We start from the raw sequence: 21,868 nt of genomic DNA on the forward strand, positions 1-21,868 counted from the left end.
CCTATGGATATTCGCAAACTGCAACGCGCGATCGTCGACGCACTCGAAGACGTCAAGGCGCAGGACATCAAGGTGTTCAACACCAGCCATCTGACCGGACTGTTCGACCGCGTGATCGTCGCGAGCGGTACGTCGAACCGCCAGACCCGCGCGCTCGCGTCGAGCGTGCGCGAGAAGGTGAAGGAAGGCGGCGGCGAGATCGTCAGCGTGGAAGGCGAGGACGTCGGCGAGTGGGTGCTGGTCGATTGCGGCGACGCGGTCGTGCACATCATGCAGCCCGCCCTGCGCCAGTACTACAACCTCGAGGAAATCTGGGGCGACAAGCCGGTGCGCGTGAAGCTCGCGAACCCGGGCCCGTTCGGCGCCGCCCGCGCGCTCGCCCCGCTCGACGACGCGGAAGACGACGAGGACGAGCCCGCCCGCCCCGCGCGCAAGAGCCCCGCGCGCCGCCGTTGAGCGCGGCCGTGACGCACTGCCCGCCGCGCAGCCGGAACCGGCGATGAAACTGCACATCGTCGCGGTCGGGCACCGGATGCCGGACTGGATCGCCACCGGCTTCGACGAGTACACGAAACGCATGCCGGCCGAGCTGCGCATCGAGTTGCGCGAACTGAAGCCCGAACAGCGCTCGTCCGGGCGGTCCGCCGAAAGCGTGATGGCCGCCGAACGGGTGCGCATCGAGGCGGCGCTACCGAAGCAGGCGCGCATCGTCGCGCTCGACGAGCGCGGCAAGGACTGGACCACGATGCAGCTCGCCGCCGCGCTGCCCGGCTGGCAACAGGACGGCCGCGACGTCGCGTTCCTGATCGGCGGCGCGGATGGCCTCGCCCCCGAACTGAAGGCGCGCGCCGATCTGCTGCTGCGCCTGTCGAGCCTCACGCTGCCGCACGCGATGGTGCGTGTGCTGCTCGCGGAACAGCTCTACCGGGCGTGGACCATCACGCAGAATCACCCGTATCATCGCGCGTGAGCGCGGGGGCGCGGGGGCGGCGGCTACGCGTGCTGCGCGTGGCGGGCGCGTCGTACGGTCTGGCCGGTTGCGTGTGTCGTGCGTTTCGTCTGCTTCGTGCGCTTCGTGTGATTTGCGTGTGTGTCGCGCCTTCCGTCTGTTCGCGCCTGCCGCGCGTGGCGCATCCTGCTCGGCCCGCGACGCATGCGTCGTGCGCCAGCCCCCTGCCGCCCTCATCGGCGACCGCTCCCCACCCGTCAACCAGGATTGTTCCGTCATGTCCGCGTCGACCACCGTCCGTTTCCCGTTCGTCTACCTTGCCTCGCAAAGCCCGCGCCGTCAGGAACTGCTGCAGCAGCTCGGCGTGCGCTACGCGCCGCTGCTGCCGCGCCCCGACGAGGATGCCGAAGCGCTCGAAGCGGAGCGGCCCGGCGAGCCCGCGCGCGACTACGTGCTGCGCGTATGCGCCGCCAAGGCGAATGCCGCGCGCGACCGGCTCCTCGCGGGCCAGCATGCGCCCGCGCCGATTCTCGTGGCCGATACGACCGTCACCATCGACGACGCGATTCTCGGCAAGCCGGCCGACGCGCGCGACGCGCGCGCGATGCTCGCGCGCCTCGCCGGACGCGAGCACGAGGTGCTGACCGCGGTCGCCGTGATCGATGCGCAGGGCGCGCTGCTGCCGACCGCGCTGTCGGTCTCACGGGTGCGTTTTGCTGCGGTGCAGGCAGCGGCGCTCGAACGCTATGTCGCCAGCGGCGAACCGTTCGGCAAGGCGGGCGCATACGGCATCCAGGGACGCGCGGCGGCGTTTGTCGAGCGTATCGAAGGGTCCTATTCGGGTATCATGGGTTTGCCATTATTCGAAACGGCCGCGCTGCTGCACGCAGCGCACGTCGACTTCTAGAACAAGACCATGAATGAAGAAATCCTGATCAACGTGACGCCGCAGGAAACGCGTGTCGCGCTGATCCAGCAAGGCGCCGTCCAGGAGCTTCACGTCGAGCGCACGCTGTCGCGCGGGCGCGTCGGCAACGTTTATCTCGGCAAGGTGGTACGGGTGCTGCCGGGCATGCAGTCGGCATTCATCGATATCGGCCTCGAACGCGCGGCGTTCCTGCACGTCGCCGACATCTGGCATCCGCGCCCCGGCGGCGAAAGCCCGCAGCCGGCGCATCATCAGCCGATCGAGAAGATCGTCTTCGAAGGGCAGACGCTGATGGTGCAGGTCGTCAAGGACCCGATCGGCACGAAGGGCGCGCGGCTGTCCACCCAGGTGAGCATCGCGGGACGCACGCTCGTGTACCTGCCGCAGGAACCGCATATCGGGATTTCGCAGAAGATCGAAAGCGAGGCCGAACGCGAAGCGATCCGCGCGCGCCTCACGGCGGTGCTGCCGACGGACGAAAAAGGCGGCTATATCGTGCGCACGATCGCCGAGGATTCGACCAGCGAGGAACTCGCGAGCGACGTCGCGTATCTGCGCAAGACGTGGGCGACGATCCTCGCGCAGGCCCAGCGCATGCCGCCGACGAGCCTGCTCTACCAGGACCTGAGCCTCGCGCAGCGCGTGCTGCGCGACTTCGTCAACGACGAAACGTCGCGCATCCAGGTGGATTCGCGCGAGACGTTCCAGAAGCTCTCGGAGTTCGCCGCCGAATTCACGCCGGCGGTGTCGTCGAAACTGCATCACTACACCGGCGAGCGGCCGCTGTTCGACCTCTATAACGTGGAGACGGAAATCCAGCGGGCGCTGTCGCGGCGCGTCGACCTGAAGTCCGGCGGCTATCTGGTGATCGACCAGACCGAAGCGATGACGACGATCGACGTGAACACCGGCGGCTATGTCGGCGCACGCAACTTCGACGACACGATCTTCAAGACCAACCTCGAAGCGGCGCACACGATCGCGCGGCAGCTGCGGCTGCGCAACCTGGGCGGCGTGATCATCATCGACTTCATCGACATGGAGAATGCCGAGCATCGCGACCAGGTGCTCGGCGAACTGAAGAAGGCGCTCGCGCGCGACCGCACCCGCGTGACCGTCAACGGTTTCTCGCAGCTCGGACTGGTCGAGATGACCCGCAAGCGCACCCGCGAATCGCTCGCGCACGTGCTGTGCGAGCCATGCCCGGTGTGCCACGGCAAGGGCGAGGTGAAAACCGCGCGCACGGTCTGCTACGACGTGCTGCGCGAAATCCTGCGCGAATCGCGCCAGTTCAATCCGCGCGAATTCCGCGTGGTAGCGTCGCAGCAGGTGATCGACCTGTTCCTCGAAGAGGAGTCGCAGCACCTTGCGATGCTGATCGACTTCATCGGCAAGCCGGTGTCGCTGCAGGTGGAGTCGAATCTGAGCCAGGAGCAGTACGACATCGTGCTGATGTAGGCTCACGCCGGCGTGCGCGAACGCACGGCGTGCCCGGGAACGCTCAACGAACGGAACGCGGACGGACGAAGCGCCTCCACGCGATCACGGCAAGCGGTGCGACGAACTTCACCGGCGCCCGGCGCGCCCTTCATGGCGATCGGCCGCCCCCTCTAGCGAATCGCCCTCGCCACCTGCTGCAACTGCTCGAACGCACTGAAGCGCGCGTCATGCAGCGCGGCAATCGCACCGTCTGCGGGCGCATACGTCTTGCTGATCTGCGACATGCCGCCCATCGCCGCGCGCACGCTGTCGAACTGGCCGCCGGCCACGCTGCCGAGCATCGCCGCGCCGAGCAGCACCGGCTCCTCCGCGCGCGTCGCGAGCACCGGCTTGCCCGTTGCATCCGCAAGCAACTGGCGCACCAGATCCAGGCGCCCCGCGCCGCCGCTGATCATCACACGTGCGATCGGCGCACCCGCGCGCGCCTGCGTCTCGATGATCTGGCGCAAGCCATAGCCGATGCTGCAAATGCCCGCGACGTACAACGCCACCAGGCTGTCGAGATCGCTCTCCATCCCGAGACCCGCGATCACCGCGCGCGCATGCGGATCCGCGAACGGCGCACGATTGCCCAGAAACTCCGGGACCACGTGCAGCCCGCGCGCGAGCGTCACCGCGTCCGACAGGCTCGCCGCCTGTTGCTGCGCGAGACCGGCCAGCAGCGCGGGCAGCGCTTCGCCGGCCTCTTGCGCGCGCCGTTGTGCGTCCAGCGTCGCCGGGTGCAGCGCGAGCAGCCGCTCGATCGCCGCCCCCGCCACCGACTGCCCGCCCTCGTTGAGCCACGCATCCGGCACCATCGCCGAGAAATACGGGCCCCAGACGCCCGGCACGAACACCGGCTCGCGGGTCGTCGTCATCGTGCACGACGACGTGCCGAACACATACGCAAGACACGCCTCGGGCTCGCCCTCCGCGCCGACCGTACCGATCCCGCCGGCATGCGCGTCGATGACGCCCGTCGCGACCGGCGTGCCGGCAGGCAGGCCAAGCTCCGCGGCCGCCTGCTCGGTCAGCCCGTTGCCGAGCGGCGTGCCCGGATCGACCACGCGCTCGCCGATGCGCGCGAAGCCTTCGTCCGCCAGCACGTCGAGTCCGACGCGCCGGAAATAGCTGTCGTCCCAGCGCCGCTCGTGCGCAAGATAGGTCCACTTGCAGGTGACCGTGCAGGTCGAGCGCGCGAGGTCGCCGGTTGCGCGCCACGTGAGGAAGTCCGTCAGGTCGAAGAATTGCCACGCCGCGGCAAACACCTCCGGCCGGTTCTCCCGCAGCCATAGCAGCTTCGGCGTCTCCATCTCGGGCGAAATCCGCCCGCCGACATACTTCAGCACCGGATGGCCGGTCGCGTTGATCCGCTCGGCCTGTTCGACGGCGCGGTGATCCATCCACACGATGATGTCGCGTCCGGGGTCGCCCGACGGACCGACCGGCAGCGGTTGCCCGCCCGCGCCGAGCACCACCAGCGAACACGTCGCATCGAAGCCGATGCCGGCGATCTGCGCGGGCGACACGGCCGCCTGCGCGAGCGCCGCCTTCACCGCATCGCAGACGGCGCGCCAGATCTCGCCGCTCGACTGCTCGACGATGGAGCCGCTCGCATGAAACAGCGTGATGTCGTGCTTCGCCGAAGCCACCATGTGCCCGGCGAGATCGAAGAGGCCGGCGCGCGCGCTGCCCGTGCCGACGTCGACGCCGACGACATAGCGGGTATCGCCGCGCGCAGCGGCGTGAACGTGTTCTGCTGTCATGACCGATGACCTGTCTGTTGGAGGGCGCGAACGGCCCGGCGCGCGCCGGGCCGGCGCCCGGTGTGCGGCGTCGTGCGATTACAGATCGACGCTGTTCGGAAGAATCACGAGGTCGCGAATCGTCACGTTGCGCGGCCGCGTCAACATGAAGAGTACCGCGTCCGCCACTTCCTGCGGCTGCATCAGGCTGCCGGACGCGAGCGCCTCGTCCATCTTCGCCTTCGGCCAGTCGTCGAGCAGCGCGGTGACGACCGGGCCCGGCGCCACCGCGCCGACGCGCACGCCGTGCTTCGCGAGCTGGCGCCGCGTCGTGTGCACGAACGCCTGCACCGCGAACTTCGACGCGGTATAGATCGGCTCCCAGACCACCGGAACGATCCCCGCGATCGAGCTGGTGAAGACGATGTCGCCGGACTTCTGCGCGACCAGGTGCGGCAGCACCGCATGCACCGAGCGAAACGCGGCGTTGATGTTCAGGTTCAGCATGCGATCCCATTCGTCGGGGTCGCCCGCGCTCACCTCGCCGCCGACGTATGCGCCCGCGTTCGCATGAAAGATGTCGAGGCCGCCCGCGAGATCGAGCAGCTTCGGCAGCAATGCGGACACCTGCGCCGGCTGCAGCAGGTCCACTTCGAGCGCGAGCGCGTTCGGGCCGAGCGCCGCGCAGCAGGCGGCGAGCCGCTCCCGCGCGCGGTCGATCAGCACCACCTTCGCGCCGTGCGCCACCAGCGCGCGCGCACACTCCAGACCGATACCCGAGGCCGCGCCGGTAATCGCGGCCACTTTTCCCTTCAACGATTCAGACATTGACTGCTCTCCTGGATGGCTGGCCTCAGGCGCGACCGTGCGTGACACGGGACTGCCGGGCGAGCGAATCGACGATCACCGCAATGGCCAGCACCGCGCCGGTGATCATGAAACGGAGTGACGAGGACAGGTTCAGCAACGTGAGGCCGCTCGCGATCGACTGGATCACGATGATGCCGAGCACCGCCGAATACGCGCTGCCGCGCCCGCCGAACAGGCTGGTGCCGCCGATCACCGCCGCCGCGATGGCGTTCAGGTTCACGTCGCCGGTGCCGGCCTGCTGGCTCGCCGACGCGAGCCGCGCGGCCGTCAGCACGCCGCCGAGCGCGGCGAGGCCCGCGCACAGCACGAACGCGCTCGTATAGATCGCGCGGACGTTGATGCCGGCGCGCCGCGCCGCTTCGTGGTTCCCGCCGACCGCGTGCATCGAGCGGCCCCAGCGCGTGCGCGTGAGCGCATAGTTCATCGCGACCGACAGCCCGAGAAAGACGCCGAACATCAGCGGCACGCCGCGCCCGCGGTCGAGATAGGCCACTACGAGCTCCAGCAGCACCGTGATCGCGACGCTGCGCGCGACGAGGCTGCCCACCGAGGCCGCCGAGAGCCGCATCGCATGGCGGCGCGCGCGCGTGCGCAAGCCGATGAACAGGATCGCCGCACCCGGCAGCAGCGCGAGGAGGTGCGAAACGGGCGCCGGGATGATCATCAGTTGTCCGAAATTGACGATCGTCGACCCGTACGGCAGGTTGATCGAGCCCGCCGCGCCGAGCACGTAGAGCTGCAGGCCGAGGATCGCGAGCAGTCCGGCCAGCGTCGAGACGAAGCTCGGCATGCCGAGCCGGTTCAGCAGCAGCGCATAGAGCGCGCCCACCACCGCACCCACCGCGAGCGCGACGAGGATCGCGAGCCACACGGGCCAGCCCGCGTTGACCCACAACATGCCGACCAGCGCCGATGCGAAGCCGCTCATCGAGCCGACCGACAGGTCGATCTGCCCGACCATCAGCACGCACACGATGCCGAGCGAAATCACGCCGACCGTCGAGCAGTCGAACAGCATGTTGACGAGATTGTTGGCCGACAGAAACACCGGATTCAGGCTCGCGAACACGGTCCAGATGATGACGAGGCCCACGACCACCGGCAGCGAGCCGAGATCGCCCGAGCGGACCCGCTCGACGAAGGCCGAGACGGTATCGCCGAGCCCGGCCGCGTGCTTCACGCGCACGTCGCTGCGATCGAGCAGCGTGGAAGGCGCCGCGCCCTGCGGGTCGGACGGGGCAGACTGTTGCGTTCGATGGCTCATGATCCTTCCTTTGTCCGGGCATCCTGCCCGGCCTGGCGACGGCCTGCGCGGCGCGACACCGCATTCTCGGTGGCGCCGGTAATCGCAGCCACCAGTTCCTGATTCGACGAGTCCGGATAGAACACGCCATTGTTGCGGCCGAGCCGGAGCACGACGATGCGGTCCGCGACCGCGCGCACGTCCTCCATGTTGTGGCTGATCATGATGACCGCATGGCCGCGGTCGCGCACGCGCTCGATCAGGTTCAGCACTTCGGCGGTCTGCGCGACGCCGAGCGCGGCGGTCGGTTCGTCGAGCATGATCAGCTTCGGGTCGAGCAGCAGCGAGCGCGCGATCGCCACCGTCTGGCGCTGCCCGCCCGACAGCGACGCGACGACGTCGCGCACGCTCGGAATACGGGCCGACAACTCGTTCAGCAGCGTCCACGCGCGCACTTCCATCTGCACCTCGTCGAGCCGCAGCGGACTCAACTCGCGTCCGAGAAAAATGTTGGCGACGACGTCGAGGTTCTCGCACAGCGCGAGGTCCTGGAAGACGGTCGCAATGCCGAGGTCGAGCGCGGCAGCGGGATTCGCGAGCGTCACCGGCTGGCCGTCGAAGGTGATCGTGCCGGCGCTCGGCTGATGCACGCCCGCCAGCACCTTCACGAGCGTCGATTTGCCGGCGCCGTTGTCGCCCACCAGCGCGACCACTTCGCCCGCATGCACGTCGAGTTCGATATCGGTCAACGCCGAGACCGCGCCGAAATGCTTCGAGACGCCGCGCAGGCTCAGCACGAGCTTGCCGGGCTTCGGGCGTGTCGTGGAAATGTCAGTCATGGAAACCACCCTCTCGAGATCGGGGCGCAGGCGGGCGAGCCGCCTGCGCCCCGCGTCATGCCGGATCAGTTCGCGATGCCGAGCTTCGCGCATCCCGCGGCATAGCGGCCGGTGCACAGGTCCTTCGCGCTCACGAAACCCTTGTCGACCACCTCGGCCTTCAGGTTCTTCGCGGTGATCACCTGCGGCTTGAACAGCTGCGTCGGCGTCTTGTAGAGCATCGTTCCGGCCTTCGGCGCGTGGCCTTCCAGGAAGCCGACCGCGACCTTCGCCGCAGCCGCCGCGACGATCTCGCTCGGCTTCAGGATCGTGTTGTACTGGTCGCCGGAGACGATCAGCTGCAGGCCGGCGAGCGTCGCGTCGTTGCCGGTGACGGGCGGTACCGGATTGACGCCGGCCGCCTTGAAAGCCGCGATCGTGCCGCCGGCCGTGCCGTCGTTGGCCGCCACGACGCCGACGATCTGCGAGCCGAAGCGCGTGATCTGGCCGCTCACCCATTGCTGCGCCTTCGGCGGCGCCCAGTCCGGCGTGTCGTACTCGGCGAGCGTCTTGTAGCCGCTGCCCGCGAGGCCCTCATGGATGCCCTTCCTGATCAGCCCCGCCGCCGCGTCGGTAGGCGAGCCGTTCACCTCGAGCACGCCGCCCTTGCCGGTCGGCACGCCGCTCGCCTTCAGATGCTGCACGAGCGACTGGGCAATCGACTTGCCGATGCCTTCGTTGTCGAACGATACGTAGTAATCGGCGGGCGTCGACGGCACGGGCCGGTCATACGCAATCACCTTGATGCCCTGGCTCTGCGCGAGGTGAACGAGCGAGGCGGCCGCGGTCGAATCGACCGGGTCGAGCACGATCACCTTCGCCCCCTGCGCAATCGCCGAGTTGAACTGTTGCTGCTGCTGCGCGACGTCTGCGTTGGCGTTCTGGTAGAGCACCTTGCAGTCCGGGCAGAGCTTGCTCATTTCAGCCTTGAAGCCGGGGTAGTCGTGTTGCTCGTAGCGCGTCGAGGCCTCGTCCGGCATCAGGAAGGCGACCGTGCCGCTGGGCGCGGCGAACGCCGCCGTGCTGCTCAGCAGGCTTAGCGTCAGTGCGCTGGCGCCGATCAGTTGGGTCGAAAGTGTGGTCATCGGTTGTCTCCGTTGTTGGAAAATTCCGGCACTGCGCGGTTCGCGGCGAGCCGGTACATGAGTCGGGATACTGCGGGCCTACGGGTCGCTACAGATACACAGACGGGCAGATACAGGTACAACAGGGGATCAGCATCCGGCGAACCGCGTCGGACAGGCGCATCGCGCAATCCACGCGCGCCGCATCGCATCGCGCTGCCATAGCTGAAAATTAGCGCCACTGCAGATCTTTCACTACTGAAAATCAAGCCGCGAACCGATACTTTTTTGCATTCGGGTTAATCCTGAGCGCACAAATCGTCAATTTTTGTGCAGTGCGGGCGGGGGGATTCGTGAGGGAGCGAGACAAATGTATCTGTCGTTGGGAAAGCTTGCACCGATCGGCCGTATGCAGGCGTGGCCGGGATCGACTAGCTGCCTCCGGATACTGCGCCGAGCACTTTATAGGTGCTTGATCTGCATCGCCCATGCCCTTGTGATCTGCGCGACCAACGGAAGCAGCCTCCCGCGCAGTCAGTAAGGGCGATGCAGTTATTTCAGATAAATCCGATTATCTATAGCGGTGGCAGATCGCATCGTTCTTGGCCGCTCGTCTAATGAAGCCATTTCATCGCTACCTGAGAACCCTGATGATCGACCCGCGCGACAAGGCCCGCTACGACAGCGTGGGCCATTACATCGAACTGACCCATTACGACGACCTACTCCCCGAGGATTCGCCGCGGGTCGCGCCAGCCCACCGCGCGTGGCTGCTCGTTGGCAATCTTGCCTACGCGCTCTTGTCTGGTGCTAGAGCGTGTTAGGTACTTTCGGTCAAACCTGGTAACCTGGCGGAATGCCAGAACGCAAGCCATATCCCACGGACGTTTCGGACGAGGAATGGAGCTTCGCCGCTCCCTACCTGGTCTTGATGAACGAAGGCGCGCCGCAGCGCCGATACGAACTGCGCGAAATGTTCAACGCGCTGCGCTGGATGGCGCGCGCCGGTGCGTCGTGGCGCATGCTGCCGACTAATTTTCCGCCGTGGGAGATGGTCTACCAGCAAACGCAACGCTGGCTTAACGCGGGTTGCTTCGAGGCGATGGTCAACGATTTGCGCTCGGTGCTGCGCGTGGCACAGGAGCGGCAGGGCCAGCCCAGTGCGGTTATCCTGGATGACCGCACGTTGCAGTCCACGTGTGAGAGCGGTCCGCGCGCGGGCTATGACGGTCACAAACGCAAGCGGGGCAGCAAGGTTCATATGGCCGTCGACACCCTGGGCCTGCTGCTCGCGGTACACATTACGCCGGCCAACGAGCAGGAGCGTGCGCAGGTGGGCGAGCTGGCGCGCCAGGTTCAGCACGTCACCGGCCAGACAGTGAAACTCGCCTTTGCAGACCAGGGCTATACGGGTGACACGGCGGCACAGGCCGCACGTGACGAAGGTATGGAATTGCAGGTCATCAAGTTGCCCGAGGCGAAAAAGGGCTTCGTGCTGCTGCCGCGTCGCTGGGTGGTCGAGCGCAGCTTCGGATGGCTCAACCGCTTCCGGCGGCTGGCACGCGACTATGAGCGCTTGCCTGAAACCCTGGCGGGCCTGCACTTTGTCGTCTTTGCCATGCTCATGCTCGTCCATGCTGTGCCCATTATCCAAAGTGCCTAACACGCTCTAGTGAGCATCTTGTGACGGAAAATGTGCACATCCAGTCGATGCTGCGTTTTATCGACGAAGTGCTTGATTACCGCCACTGGCGACGCATAGCATCGGCAGAGATTCGCCGGAACTGGGCAGATCTTCTGCGGCGTGCACTCGACAATGGCAGATGGTTCGTACTCGACTCGTCACACTCCGCGTCAATGGTGAAATGGACCAACGACTCAACTTGGCCTGACAGCGGATATTGGAGCATTGATGAAGCCGCACAGCATCTGTCTAATGCCACAGCCTTAAGGTGGCAATTGGCCAGTGTTTATCGGACGCGGCGGAGCAACGCAGCAGCAAGAGAGGCCATCATCGGAATACCAAAGGCATCTGAACGGCGCGTCGACATGCAAATGGCACAACACGTTGCATCGCCCGATCTCAACAGACTGAATCTAGATGACATCCACGCGAAAAATCCGGCAGGCGCCAGTTCTTTAACACCGCTCGCCGCAGATCAGCCTTTCGAATACATCGACAATGTGGCTAGCGGCGACGCCCTCGAGATTGCGGCGCGGGGGGTGCGGCTGACAGGCAATGAACCAGGTGGCTTTCGAATCAATCCGAACGGCATGGACGTTGACTATTTCGATGATCAGGGAAACCTTTGCGCCCAATATCATGAAAGTCACGGTGCCGCACACGGGCATAATTTTAGCGGGCGCATAAGGGACAGCAATCATCTCCCAATGTCGCCCATCCCCTGCAGATAACCCGCTTTCGCGAGGAAAAGTTGGATACCGACAATCACAACGGCTGGCAGCTTGCGACAAACAACGCGCTGCTGCTGCAAACATTCGGGACCTATCCGTCGTTTCATGACGCGTTCGTCCGAACCTTCCGCATGACGCGGGCACGGCAACATCCGGAGTCGCAGCAGCCTCCGGCCGCACCCGACACCGCGAATGCGGAGCACGAGCAGCTCGATCTGGAACTGGAGATCCTGCACAACCGCTATGGTCCGGAGCGTGACGATGCGCGACGCGACTTCGCTGTGTGGCTGAGGCTCGTCGACATCCGGAGCGCGAAGATCGACGTCAACGCGATGATCGACGGTAGCTGGATCATGGACCTATCCCTGTCCCGGGCGCCTGATGGTGTGATCCGGTTCGATCTGCTGCCCAACATCGGGCTCGATATCGAACTGACGTGCCGCGAAGCCGTGGTGTGCGCGGTCCGCCCTTACGTGCGCGGCGAGCTTTGACGTTCCGCGAACGATCAGGTCATGAACCGGCGCATAAAGATTGCGCGCGCAACGATATGCCGCCCGGCAAACGCACGATGCGCCGCCCGTGCGGTGCAATGAACCACTGGCTGCCGTGTGTGCCGGTATTGGCTTTTTTCAATATCCACCGGTATTTTTCTCGTGCTACGGTAGCCACATGGTCCGCAACGGATCAGCAATGCGCCATTCGCACGGCCTGCCGTACACAGTACGCCGATCGTCCGTCCGGTAGCCGCCCACGCAGCGCGCGACGGGCCGGCGGCTGTGCACTGTCACGGTAGTGCAAGACTGGATCGGCAGAATCCCGACCAGCATTAAAAATACGCAACGGGGCAAGAGCGCGATGAACAAGTACAAGGTGCTGTTTCTCTGCCTTGAGAACGCGGCACGCAGCATCATGGCGGAAGCGTTGCTGCGCGAACTGGCCGGCCACCGGTTCGACGTATTCAGCGCGGGCGCGGAGCCCGCGGCGCGCGCCCATCCGCTTGCGCTCGCCCAGTTGCGTCCGGGCATTTCGGAACTCGACCGGCTCGCCCCGAAAAGCTGGCTCGAATTTACCGGCGAATGGGCGCCGCGAATGGATCTCGTCATCGCCCTCGACCCGCGCGTAACCGGGTATCACGCCCCCGCGTTTCCGGGCACGCCGCTTTTCCTGCAGTGGGATTTTGCCGACCCGCTCGCGCCCGGTATGACTTCGGACGAGCGCGCCCGCTCGTTCGAGCGGGTGTTCTGGCAGATCGTGCGGCGTGTCACGCTGTTCATGGACCTGCCTCGCTTCGCTGCATCCGGCGCCGCGCACACGCCGCATGCGGACGATATCGTCTGCGGTTGCTGAGGCAAAAACCGGCGCGCGCGGCGCAAGGCAAGCAGCACGCACGGCTGCGTCTGCGTCTGCGCGACGCGCGCCGAACAAACGCCATTGCTTCAGCGGGTTACGCGAATTGCCCGCACCTTGTCCACAGGCTTGCAAACAATATCTGTGGATAATCTCGCGCTCATCGCAGCGCGTGTCCGCTACGCGGTCCCCAGACAGTCAAAAGCCCCGCGCGGCAATGCTGCCGCGCGGGGCTTCATTTCAGCGGATGGACGCCGTCGGCGCGCCGTATGAACCATGCGCCGCGCGAGCGGCGCGTCGCACTTACCGCGCGGCTTCCCGCATCGCGCGATATTCGCGTCGCACGATATCCATCAGTTCCGGCACCGACGTGTTCGCCGCCTCGTTCTCGTAGGTCACGCGGCCGCGCTGCATCAGCATCACGCGATCCGCGATGTCGAGTGTCTGCGCGTAGTTGTGCATGATCATCACGATCGACAGGCCGCCCTTCTCCTTCAGACGCAGCACCAGGTCGATGATCAGCCCGGCTTCGCGCGCGCCCATCGCCGCGAGCGGTTCGTCGAGCAGCAGGATCTTCGCGTTCGAGTTGACCGCGCGCGCGACCGCGATCGCCTGACGCTGCCCCCCCGACAACTGTTCCACCGGCAGATCCACCGAGGGCACGTGCACGCCGATCTCGTCGAGACACTCGGCGGCGCGCGCGCGCATCGCGCGATTGTTCAGCAGTCTGAACGGACCCGGATAGATGATCTCCCGGTTCAGGAACATGTTGTGGTAGATGCTCAGGGAATTGGCCAGCGCGAGATCCTGGTACACGCACTCGATACCGAGCGCGCGCGCGTGGTCCACCGAGCGCAGCATCGTCTCCTCGCCGTGAATCACCAGCTTGCCGCTCGTTTGCTGGTGAAACCCGGTCAGGATCTTGATCAGCGTCGACTTGCCGGCGCCATTGTCGCCGAGCACGCCGAGAATCTCGCCTTCCCTGAGCGTGAGCGTCACGCCGTCGAGCGCCGTCACCGCGCCAAAGCGCTTGACGATCTGCTCGGCGCGCAGTGCATAGGTCGCGTCGGACATCAGCGGCCTCCCTTGCGTGCGAGCCGCACGACATGAATGTTGAAAATCATTGCCGCGAGAATCGCCGCGCCGAGAATCATGTTGAACGTGAACGCGTTGATGCCGATCAGCGTAAAGCCGTCGTTCAGGATGCCGAGCACCGCCGCGCCGATCAGCCCGCCGATGATCGTCCCCGACCCGCCCGTGAGCGGCGTGCCGCCGATCACGGCCGCCGCGACCGCGAGGAACATGATCTGGTTGCCGCCTGCCAGCGGATCGATCGACGTGATCCGGAACCCCTCCAGAATGCCGGTGAAGCCCGCGAGCGTCGCCGCCACGATGAAGTTGCCGAGTTTCAGCCGGCTCACGCGAATGCCGGCCTCGCTCGAACCCAGCGGATTCGCGCCCGACGCGATCGTATGCAGCCCCCAGCGCGTATTGCGCAGCACGACGTGCATGACCGCGGCGATCGCCACCGTCCAGATGATTTCGCTGTAGCCCCAGTTGCCCATCACGCCCGAGAACAGCGGACCGCCCGGCGTCGACACCGGCGTGCCGCGCGAGATCGTCAGCGTGAAGCCGTTGACGAGGAACAGTGTGCCGAGCGTCGTGACGAACGACGGCAACCGCAGATACACGGTCACCGCGCCGTTGATGAGCCCGACCACCGCCGCCGCCAGCAGCCCCGCCACCACGCCCAGCCACAAGGGCGCGCCGGCGCTCTGCGCGAAGTACATGACGAACGGCGCGAGCGCAAACACCATCCCGGCGGACAGGTCGATCTCGCCGCCGATCATCAGCATGATCTCGCCGCACGCGATGATCGCGACCGGCGCGATGAACTGCGACAGGTTGACGAGACTCGCACTGGTCAACAGAAAGTCATGGTTGACCGTCTCGAAGTAGGCGCTGAGGATCAGCGCCACCGCGAGAATGCGCACTTCGGCGGACGTCCAGAGCCCGCGCGGCAAGCGCCGCGCGCGATCGGTTGATTGGCTGGTTTCGGACACGGATGCCATCACGATTTGATCGGACCACTGCGAGGCACGATCTGCGGCTTCGTGCTCTTGCCTTCATAACGCGTTTCGGTGTTCAGGTACGGATTGACCGTATCCTTCGTCACGAACTTCAGACCGGAGTTGATGTCGGCCGGGCCGACCAGTCCGCCGGACACGAGGAACGTGAACGCCTCGACGACCGTGTAGAAGCCCTGCACATAAGGCTGCTGGTCGATCGTGAAATCGAGGAAGCCGTCGTGAATCAGCTGCACGGTGCGCGGCAGCAGGTCGAAACCGCCGCCATGCACGCCCTTGGCCGGCAGGTTCGATTCCTTCATCACTTCCGCGACGCCCTGCGTGCTGCCCGCGTCCACCGCGAACATGCCCTTCAGGTTCTGGTGGCCGAGGTAGAACGACTTGATCTTCGAGAGTTCCTCGTTCACCGTCGGGCCGGTGGTGATCATCTGCGCGTCGATCTTCTTGCCGGACTTCTTGATGGCGTCCATGGCGCCGTCCAGACGCGGCTGGATGTTCAGCTGGCCCGGTGTCGCGATGAACAGCGCGACGAGGCCGCTGTCGACGAGGCTCGCGATGCGCTCGCCCATCTGGTAGCCCGACTGGTACAGGTCCTGGCCGATATACGCGAGGCGCGGGTTGGTGCTGCCGCGCGGCGCATCCGCGTTGTACGCGAACACCGGAATGCCGGCTTCGAGCGCGCGCTGGATCGGGGCGTTGAACGCCTTCGGATCGACGATCGGCACGGCGATCGCATCGGCTTTCGCGGCAATCGCCGCGTTCATCGCATTGACCATCTCGCCGACGTCGGCGTTCGCCGAACCGGTCCACTGATAGTCCATGCCGAACAGCGCGCACGCGTCCTGGATCCCGTACTGGGTCGGCACGAAGAACGGATTCGTCGTCACGTGGTTGACGAATACGATCTTCCAGCGCTTGTGCGCCGGGAAAGGTGCGCCGCCTTCGGCCGCGAAAGCCGGCGTGGCCACGCCGCCGAGCATCGCCATGGCGGCTGCAAGGCCCGCGCCCTGCAGCAGCCCGCGCCGGGCCGGCTGCTGAACCTGGTTATTCTCTTCCCGCTCCTCTGCCATCTCGTTCTCCCGTCTTCAGTTATACGAACCGTGTGTGTTCATGATTCATGACGGCACCGCCCGGGAAAGCCCCGGTGCCGTGCGCCGCCCTGCGCGAGGAGGCCGCCGGCTCCCGTGCCGGCCGACCCGCATGACGACCCGACCACGATGCTAGCTCACGCGGGTACGGCGATTAATCGATGTATACCCTTAACTAGTCGGACTATTTGATGAACAATCCGGCGCGCCTGAATGAACGCGCGGCGCCTGCCGCATCCCCCGTTTCCCCTGCCAAAAACGTGCCAGGCACACGCGCCGGCACACCGCGCGAAGATTCCGCGAAATTCGCGCAAACCCTTCATCCGTCTTGCAATGCAGCACGTACCCGATAGTGCGCGCAAGACGCGCCCGCGGTATGCGCGATGAGTCGGAACAGCCCGCGCGAACTTCCCATATGCCAGGCAGATAAACTTGCCCGTCACGCCTAAAATAGTATTACTATCTACGCTTGGCCTAGGAGGAGACAGATGAAAGATCCCAAACGCCCCCTGCGTTCGGCGCAATGGTTCGGCACGGCCGACAAGAACGGCTTCATGTATCGCAGCTGGATGAAAAATCAGGGTATTCCGGACCACGAATTCCAGGGCAAGCCGATCATCGGCATCTGCAATACGTGGTCCGAGCTGACTCCATGCAATGCGCATTTCCGCAAGCTCGCCGATCACGTGAAGCGCGGCGTGTTCGAAGCCGGCGGCTTCCCGGTCGAGTTCCCGGTGTTCTCGAACGGCGAATCGAACCTGCGCCCGACCGCGATGTTCACCCGCAATCTCGCGAGCATGGACGTCGAGGAAGCGATCCGCGGCAATCCGATCGATGCCGTCGTGCTGCTCACCGGCTGCGACAAGACCACGCCCGCGCTGCTGATGGGCGCGGCGAGCTGCGACGTGCCGGCGATCGTCGTGACCGGCGGCCCGATGCTCAACGGCAAGCACCAGGGACGCGACATCGGCTCGGGCACGGCCGTCTGGCAACTGAGCGAACAGGTGAAGGCCGGCACGATCTCGCTGCACGAATTCATGTCGGCCGAGTCCGGCATGTCGCGCTCGGCCGGCACCTGCAACACGATGGGCACGGCGTCGACGATGGCCTGCATGGCCGAGTCGCTCGGCGTCACGCTGCCGCACAACGCGGCGATTCCGGCCGTCGACGCGCGCCGCTACGTGCTCGCGCATCTGTCCGGCATGCGCATCGTCGAGATGGCGCTCGACGATCTGCGCCTGTCGAAGCTGCTCACGCGCGAGGCGTTCGAGAACGCGATCCGCACGAACGCGGCGATCGGCGGCTCGACCAACGCAGCGATTCACCTGAAGGCGATCGCCGGGCGCATCGGCGTGCCGCTCGAACTCGACGACTGGACCCGCATCGGCCGCGGCACGCCGACGCTCGTCGACCTGCAGCCGTCCGGCCGCTTCCTGATGGAGGAGTTCTATTACGCGGGCGGGCTGCCCGCGGTGCTCAGGCGCCTCGGCGAGGCGGGGCTGCTGCCGCATCCGGATGCGCTCACCGCGAACGGCCGCACGCTATGGGAAAACTGCAAGGACGCGCCGCTCTATAACGACGAGGTGATCCGCCCGCTCGACACGCCGCTCGTCGCGGACGGCGGCCTGTGCGTGCTGCGCGGCAACCTCGCGCCGAACGGCGCGGTGCTCAAGCCGTCGGCCGCCACCCCCGCGCTGCTCACGCACCGCGGGCGCGCGGTCGTGTTCGAGAACTTCGAGGACTACAAGGCGCGCATCGCCGACCCCGACCTCGACGTCACCGCCGATTCCGTGCTCGTGATGAAGAACTGCGGGCCGAAGGGCTACCCCGGCATGGCCGAGGTCGGCAACATGGGGCTGCCGCCGAAGCTGCTCGCGCAGGGCGTCACGGACATGGTCCGGATCTCGGACGCGCGGATGAGCGGCACCGCCTACGGCACCGTCGTGCTGCACGTGGCGCCCGAAGCGCGCGCCGGCGGCCCGCTCGCGGCCGTGCAGAACGGCGACTGGATCGAGCTCGACTGCCATGCCGGACGGCTGCATCTGGACGTGAGCGACGCCGAGCTCGCGCGCCGGCTCGACGCGTGGCGCGCCGCGCAACAGGCGCTGCCCGACGACGCGAGCGGCTACCGGCATCTGTACGTCGAACATGTGCTGCAGGCCGACGAAGGCTGCGACTTCGATTTCCTCGTCGGCTGCCGCGGCGCCGCCGTGCCGCGTCATTCGCACTGAGCCCACGCGGCGCGCGGCGGCGGCCGCGCGCACGCCCGTCCGTCAGAGCGCGCGGCCGCCGGGTTCGAGCACGCTCTCGGCGTCGGCGCCCGCGTTTTCGAGCTGCACGAGGCTCGCCTGACGCGCGCCGAGCGGATCGCGGCTCTGGATCGCCGTCAGGATCGCCTTGTGACGCGGCAGGGACAGCGCATGCGTATCCGGGTGGCGGCTCGTCAGCTTGATCGACTCCGATAGCGCGAGCGACAGCATGTTGCCGATGTGCGCGAGCAGGTCATTGTGCGTCGCAGCCATGATCGCGCGATGAAACTCCAGATCCGGTTCGAGCAGCGCGGTCGCGGTGGGCGCATGCTCCATGCGGTCGTAGGCGGACGCGATGCGCGCGACCTCCTCGGTGGTGGCCGCCGTCGCCGCGAGCGCCGCGGCCGCCGGCTCGATGACGCGGCGCACCGTGAGCAGCGTGCGGAAGAATTCGCCGGGCGGCACGCTGCTGAGCGTCCAGTACAGCACGTCCGGGTCGAGCATGTGCCAGTCTTCGCGCGGCCGCACGACGCTGCCCACGCGCGGCTTCGACACCACCAGCCCCTTCGCGACCAGCACGCGGGTCGCCTCGCGCAGCACGGGGCGGCTCACGCCATAGCGTTCGCACAGGTCGGCTTCGGCCGGCAGGCGCTGGCCGGGCCGCACCTCGCCGCCGACGATGGCGATGCCGAGTTCCTGCACGATGCGTCCATGCAGGCTCTTGCGTTGTGGCAAATGACGATAGTCCATAGGAAGAGATCGCGGCTCGCGTCCGCTGGCGTTATGGCACAACTCGGGCACAACTCGGACACAACTGGGGCACAACGGCGACACGACGTTGGCGAGCCTGGGACAAACCCGGCTCAGCGACAACGCCCCCCCCTGGCGGCGCGCCGCATGCCGGAGCGCATTCAAGCATAGCACGCGCTATCGGTGCGGTCGCCAGGGCCTTCTCACCCCCTGCGCGCGCCGCGCGTGCGGATCAGCGCAAATGGGCGCCGCGCGCGTCGAGCAGCTGGCGCAGAACGCTGCGATGACAGCGGTTTTCGTCCTCGCAGTAGCATCCGATCGAGAAGTCCGAGTTCTTCGATAACGCAGCCAGCAGGTCGAGGACTTTCGCCGGATCGCCTTCGCTCATCTGCGCGCGAAAGCCGCGCACGAAGCGCGTCCAGTCGGCGTCGCTCGCCGCGGACTTCGCTTCGGCCATCAGCGCCGGGGTGGGCGACAGCGTCGGCAGCCAGACGTCGTAGTAGTCGCGCGACGCGAACTCCGCCTTCGGCACACCGCGCGGCGGCCGCCTGACGGTGCCGATGCGCAGCCCCTCGCCAGCCTCGCGCTTCGATCCCAGTTGCACCACGCGAATCGCCATCGTCGGTCTCCTGTCGTTGCGGCGCGGACGCCGCTTCGGCGCCTGCGTGATTGCCTGCCTTGCCCCGCCTTGCCTGCCTTGCCGGCTGCCTCCGCGCCGCCTGTGCGCGCGATGCGCAAGTGTAGCGGAATACCCACCGCGCCAACCACCACGGACGATTCGGCCAGCCACGCGAGCGCTGGCCGCCGGTTTCGCGCGGCCCATCGGCTTCGCGCTGCCCATCGGTTTTGCACCGCCTGTCCGTTTCGCGCCGCCGGTCCGTTTCGCGCAGCGCGCGGCATACGCGACATTTTGCTTCGGACTGCCATTCGAATATCATGTCGGGCATCGTCGTGTCGCGTCAACTGCCGTGCTCCCAGTCCGCCCGCTCTCCCTGCCTGCCGATCGTCCCGCCCGCCCGATGGTTCGGCCGCCCCCCGCGTGCGCCGCAACGCGGGTGAGCGCACGCGGCACGGCCAGCGCGCGCGCCAGGTCGACCGCGCGGATGCTGCGCGCACTCGCGTGCGCACTCACCTGCGCAGCGCTGCTCGCGCTGCCGCCGCTCGCCCACGCGCTCACCCGCGACCCCGCATTTGTCGCGCGCTGCACCGCGCTCGCCGATACGACGATCGCGCCGCGCGCGATCGTCCTGCCCACCGAGGGCGCGCGCATCGACAGCGCCACGATGATCGCGGCGTCCGCGAGCGGCAACCAGAGCGGCGAATACTGCCGCGTCACGGGCACCATCGTTGCACGCCATCCGGGCACGCCCGACATCCACTTCGACCTGAACCTGCCGGTGAACTGGAACGGCCGCGCGCTGCAGATCGGCGGCAGCGGCTACGACGGCGTCGTCGTCAGCGGCACCGGCGTGACGCCGTTCTCGCCGACCCGCGCGCCGCTCGCCGAAGGGTATGCGACCTTCGGCGACGATTCCGGTCACGCGGGCAATGCCGCGCTCGCGGTGTTCGGCCTCGTGGATCGTGCGGTCGTGAACTTCGGCTACGCACATCTGAAGAAAACCCACGACGTCGCGCTGGCCCTGATCGAGCACATGTACGGACGTCGCCCGCAGCGGATGTACTTCGGCGGCGGCTCGACCGGCGGCCGCGAAGGCTACACGGTGATTCAGCGCTACCCGGACGATTACGACGGCGTCATCGCCAATTCGCCGGCGCTGAACTTCTCCGGCGTGCGCCTGATCGGCGTCGTGCTCGGCGAAGCGGAGTACGGCACGCCCGGCGGCTACCTGCCGCCCGCACTGCTCGAGCGGCTCTATCGCCGCACGCTCGACGTGTGCGACGGGCTCGACGGCGCTGTCGACGGCATCGTCAGCAACGTCGAAGCATGCCGCGCGCACGAGCAGGAGATCGTCGACGCGCTGCGCTGCCCGGCCGATGCGCCCGCCGGCATCGACTGCATGAGCGACGCGCAACGCGCAACCCTGCGCGTGCTGCGCGACGGGCTGTCGCTGCCCTACCCGCTCGCGTGGAACGCGAACCGCTATCCGGGCTACAACGTCTATCAGGGCACGCGCTTCACCGGGATGCTCGGGCTCGGCCACGAACCCGAACGGCGCGCGGCCCCGACGTTCTACGCGAACGGGTATCTGTACACGCAGGGCAACAGCTATCTGCGCTACTTCGTCGCGCGCGACCCGGGGTTCGACTCGCTCGGCTTCGACGCGCTGCATCCGGGGCGCTATCGCGAGACGCTCGTCACGCTCTCGCAGACCATCGGCGCGCTCGACACCAACCTGTCGCGCTACATCGCGCACGGCGGCAAGCTGATCACGCTGCAGGGCCTCGCCGACGAGGTGATCAGCCCGAACCAGACCATCGCCTACTACCATGCGCTGATCGCGCGCTACGGCGCCGGCACCGTCGATTCGTTCATGCGCCTCTACATGGTGCCCGGCTATCAGCACGGCAGCGGCGTCTTCATCCCGTCGGTCGACCTGCTGGGCGCGCTCGACGCGTGGGTCACGCACGGCGTGCCGCCGCAGACGCTCGTCGCCACCGACCTCGCGCCGCCAACCAACGGCCGCACCCGGCCGCTGTGCCGCTATCCGCTCTACCCGCGCTACGCGGGCCGGGGCAGCGTCAATCTGGCCAGCAGCTTCGTCTGCACGCCGCCCTGACCGGCGCCGCCCCGCGCCGCGTTGCGTCTTGACTTCAT

The 21,868-nt window shown here is 66.8% G+C and carries 21 protein-coding genes; 11 read left to right on the forward strand and 10 right to left on the reverse strand.

Features of this window, described 5'->3' with window-relative positions; genetic code table 11:
• Positions 1–3 precede the first annotated feature (3 nt).
• The 4 genes from rsfS to rng all read left to right on the forward strand — a co-directional run bounded on the left by rsfS (position 4) and on the right by rng (position 3,335).
• Positions 4–456, forward strand: a complete 453-nt coding sequence (gene rsfS / locus AC3AP7_RS11285; protein ID WP_475763015.1) for a ribosome silencing factor — start codon at positions 4–6, stop codon at positions 454–456.
• A gap of 43 nt (positions 457–499) precedes the next feature.
• Positions 500–970, forward strand: coding sequence for a 23S rRNA (pseudouridine(1915)-N(3))-methyltransferase RlmH (gene rlmH / locus AC3AP7_RS11290; RefSeq protein WP_475763013.1), 471 nt, complete (start codon positions 500–502; stop codon positions 968–970).
• Positions 971–1,226: 256 nt separating this feature from the next.
• A complete protein-coding gene (locus tag AC3AP7_RS11295) occupies positions 1,227–1,856 on the forward strand; it encodes a Maf family protein (protein WP_475763011.1) in 630 nt (209 codons plus the stop codon).
• A 9-nt stretch (positions 1,857–1,865) separates the two neighbouring features.
• Complete coding sequence (gene rng, locus AC3AP7_RS11300; protein ID WP_475763009.1) at positions 1,866–3,335, forward strand: ribonuclease G; 1,470 nt, start codon at positions 1,866–1,868, stop codon at positions 3,333–3,335.
• Between the two features lie 152 nt (positions 3,336–3,487).
• Here rng and AC3AP7_RS11305 read toward each other — a convergent pair whose 3' ends face one another.
• The 5 genes from AC3AP7_RS11305 to AC3AP7_RS11325 form a co-directional block, all read right to left on the reverse strand.
• Positions 3,488–5,122, reverse strand: a complete 1,635-nt coding sequence (locus AC3AP7_RS11305; protein ID WP_475763007.1) for an FGGY-family carbohydrate kinase — start codon at positions 5,120–5,122, stop codon at positions 3,488–3,490.
• 78 nt (positions 5,123–5,200) lie between these two features.
• A complete protein-coding gene (locus AC3AP7_RS11310) occupies positions 5,201–5,929 on the reverse strand; it encodes an SDR family oxidoreductase (protein WP_475763005.1) in 729 nt (242 codons plus the stop codon).
• Positions 5,930–5,954: 25 nt separating this feature from the next.
• Positions 5,955–7,235: a sugar ABC transporter permease gene (locus AC3AP7_RS11315; protein WP_475763003.1), complete on the reverse strand. Its 1,281-nt coding sequence runs from the start codon at positions 7,233–7,235 to the stop codon at positions 5,955–5,957.
• Entirely contained in the window at positions 7,232–8,053 is an 822-nt protein-coding gene (locus AC3AP7_RS11320; RefSeq protein WP_475763001.1) for an ATP-binding cassette domain-containing protein, read from the reverse strand. Before AC3AP7_RS11320 ends, AC3AP7_RS11315 begins: the two co-directional genes overlap by 4 nt.
• Before the next feature lie 65 nt (positions 8,054–8,118).
• The gene (locus AC3AP7_RS11325; protein ID WP_475762999.1) at positions 8,119–9,177 is read right to left on the reverse strand and encodes an ABC transporter substrate-binding protein; all 1,059 of its coding nucleotides are present in this window, start codon (positions 9,175–9,177) and stop codon (positions 8,119–8,121) included.
• Between the two features lie 629 nt (positions 9,178–9,806).
• On the opposite strand from AC3AP7_RS11325, the gene AC3AP7_RS11330 reads away from it, so the two are divergent.
• From AC3AP7_RS11330 to AC3AP7_RS11350, 5 genes are all read left to right on the forward strand, one after another.
• Positions 9,807–9,980 (forward strand): hypothetical protein, encoded by a 174-nt coding sequence (locus AC3AP7_RS11330; protein ID WP_475762997.1) that lies wholly within the window; start codon positions 9,807–9,809, stop codon positions 9,978–9,980.
• 32 nt (positions 9,981–10,012) lie between these two features.
• The gene (locus AC3AP7_RS11335; RefSeq protein ID WP_475762995.1) at positions 10,013–10,819 is read left to right on the forward strand and encodes an IS5 family transposase; all 807 of its coding nucleotides are present in this window, start codon (positions 10,013–10,015) and stop codon (positions 10,817–10,819) included.
• A gap of 20 nt (positions 10,820–10,839) precedes the next feature.
• Positions 10,840–11,571 carry a hypothetical protein gene (locus AC3AP7_RS11340; RefSeq protein WP_475762993.1) on the forward strand — a complete coding sequence of 244 codons (732 nt, stop codon included), beginning with the start codon at positions 10,840–10,842 and terminating at the stop codon, positions 11,569–11,571.
• A 20-nt stretch (positions 11,572–11,591) separates the two neighbouring features.
• Complete coding sequence (locus AC3AP7_RS11345) at positions 11,592–12,062, forward strand: hypothetical protein (RefSeq protein ID WP_475762992.1); 471 nt, start codon at positions 11,592–11,594, stop codon at positions 12,060–12,062.
• 364 nt (positions 12,063–12,426) lie between these two features.
• Positions 12,427–12,918 (forward strand): arsenate-mycothiol transferase ArsC, encoded by a 492-nt coding sequence (locus AC3AP7_RS11350; protein WP_475762990.1) that lies wholly within the window; start codon positions 12,427–12,429, stop codon positions 12,916–12,918.
• Positions 12,919–13,221: 303 nt separating this feature from the next.
• Here AC3AP7_RS11350 and AC3AP7_RS11355 read toward each other — a convergent pair whose 3' ends face one another.
• The 3 genes from AC3AP7_RS11355 to AC3AP7_RS11365 are packed head-to-tail and all read right to left on the reverse strand — an operon-like array spanning position 13,222 to position 16,075.
• Positions 13,222–13,992 (reverse strand): ATP-binding cassette domain-containing protein, encoded by a 771-nt coding sequence (locus AC3AP7_RS11355; RefSeq protein WP_475762988.1) that lies wholly within the window; start codon positions 13,990–13,992, stop codon positions 13,222–13,224.
• Positions 13,992–14,990 carry an ABC transporter permease gene (locus AC3AP7_RS11360; protein WP_475762986.1) on the reverse strand — a complete coding sequence of 333 codons (999 nt, stop codon included), beginning with the start codon at positions 14,988–14,990 and terminating at the stop codon, positions 13,992–13,994. Before AC3AP7_RS11360 ends, AC3AP7_RS11355 begins: the two co-directional genes overlap by 1 nt.
• A complete protein-coding gene (locus AC3AP7_RS11365) occupies positions 14,990–16,075 on the reverse strand; it encodes a sugar ABC transporter substrate-binding protein (protein ID WP_475762984.1) in 1,086 nt (361 codons plus the stop codon). Before AC3AP7_RS11365 ends, AC3AP7_RS11360 begins: the two co-directional genes overlap by 1 nt.
• A gap of 506 nt (positions 16,076–16,581) precedes the next feature.
• Between AC3AP7_RS11365 and AC3AP7_RS11370 the strand changes: the two genes are divergently transcribed.
• On the forward strand, positions 16,582–18,324 hold the full coding sequence (locus AC3AP7_RS11370) for an IlvD/Edd family dehydratase (protein WP_475762982.1): 1,743 nt from the start codon (positions 16,582–16,584) through the stop codon (positions 18,322–18,324).
• A gap of 42 nt (positions 18,325–18,366) precedes the next feature.
• On the opposite strand, the gene AC3AP7_RS11375 is transcribed toward AC3AP7_RS11370, so the two are convergent.
• A complete protein-coding gene (locus AC3AP7_RS11375; RefSeq protein ID WP_475762979.1) occupies positions 18,367–19,092 on the reverse strand; it encodes a FadR/GntR family transcriptional regulator in 726 nt (241 codons plus the stop codon).
• Between the two features lie 232 nt (positions 19,093–19,324).
• Entirely contained in the window at positions 19,325–19,711 is a 387-nt protein-coding gene (locus AC3AP7_RS11380) for a DUF488 domain-containing protein (protein WP_475762977.1), read from the reverse strand.
• A gap of 484 nt (positions 19,712–20,195) precedes the next feature.
• On the opposite strand from AC3AP7_RS11380, the gene AC3AP7_RS11385 reads away from it, so the two are divergent.
• A complete protein-coding gene (locus AC3AP7_RS11385; RefSeq protein ID WP_475762975.1) occupies positions 20,196–21,830 on the forward strand; it encodes a tannase/feruloyl esterase family alpha/beta hydrolase in 1,635 nt (544 codons plus the stop codon).
• Positions 21,831–21,868: the final 38 nt, after the last annotated feature.

This window comes from Paraburkholderia sp. PAMB 6770 (assembly GCF_057748135.1).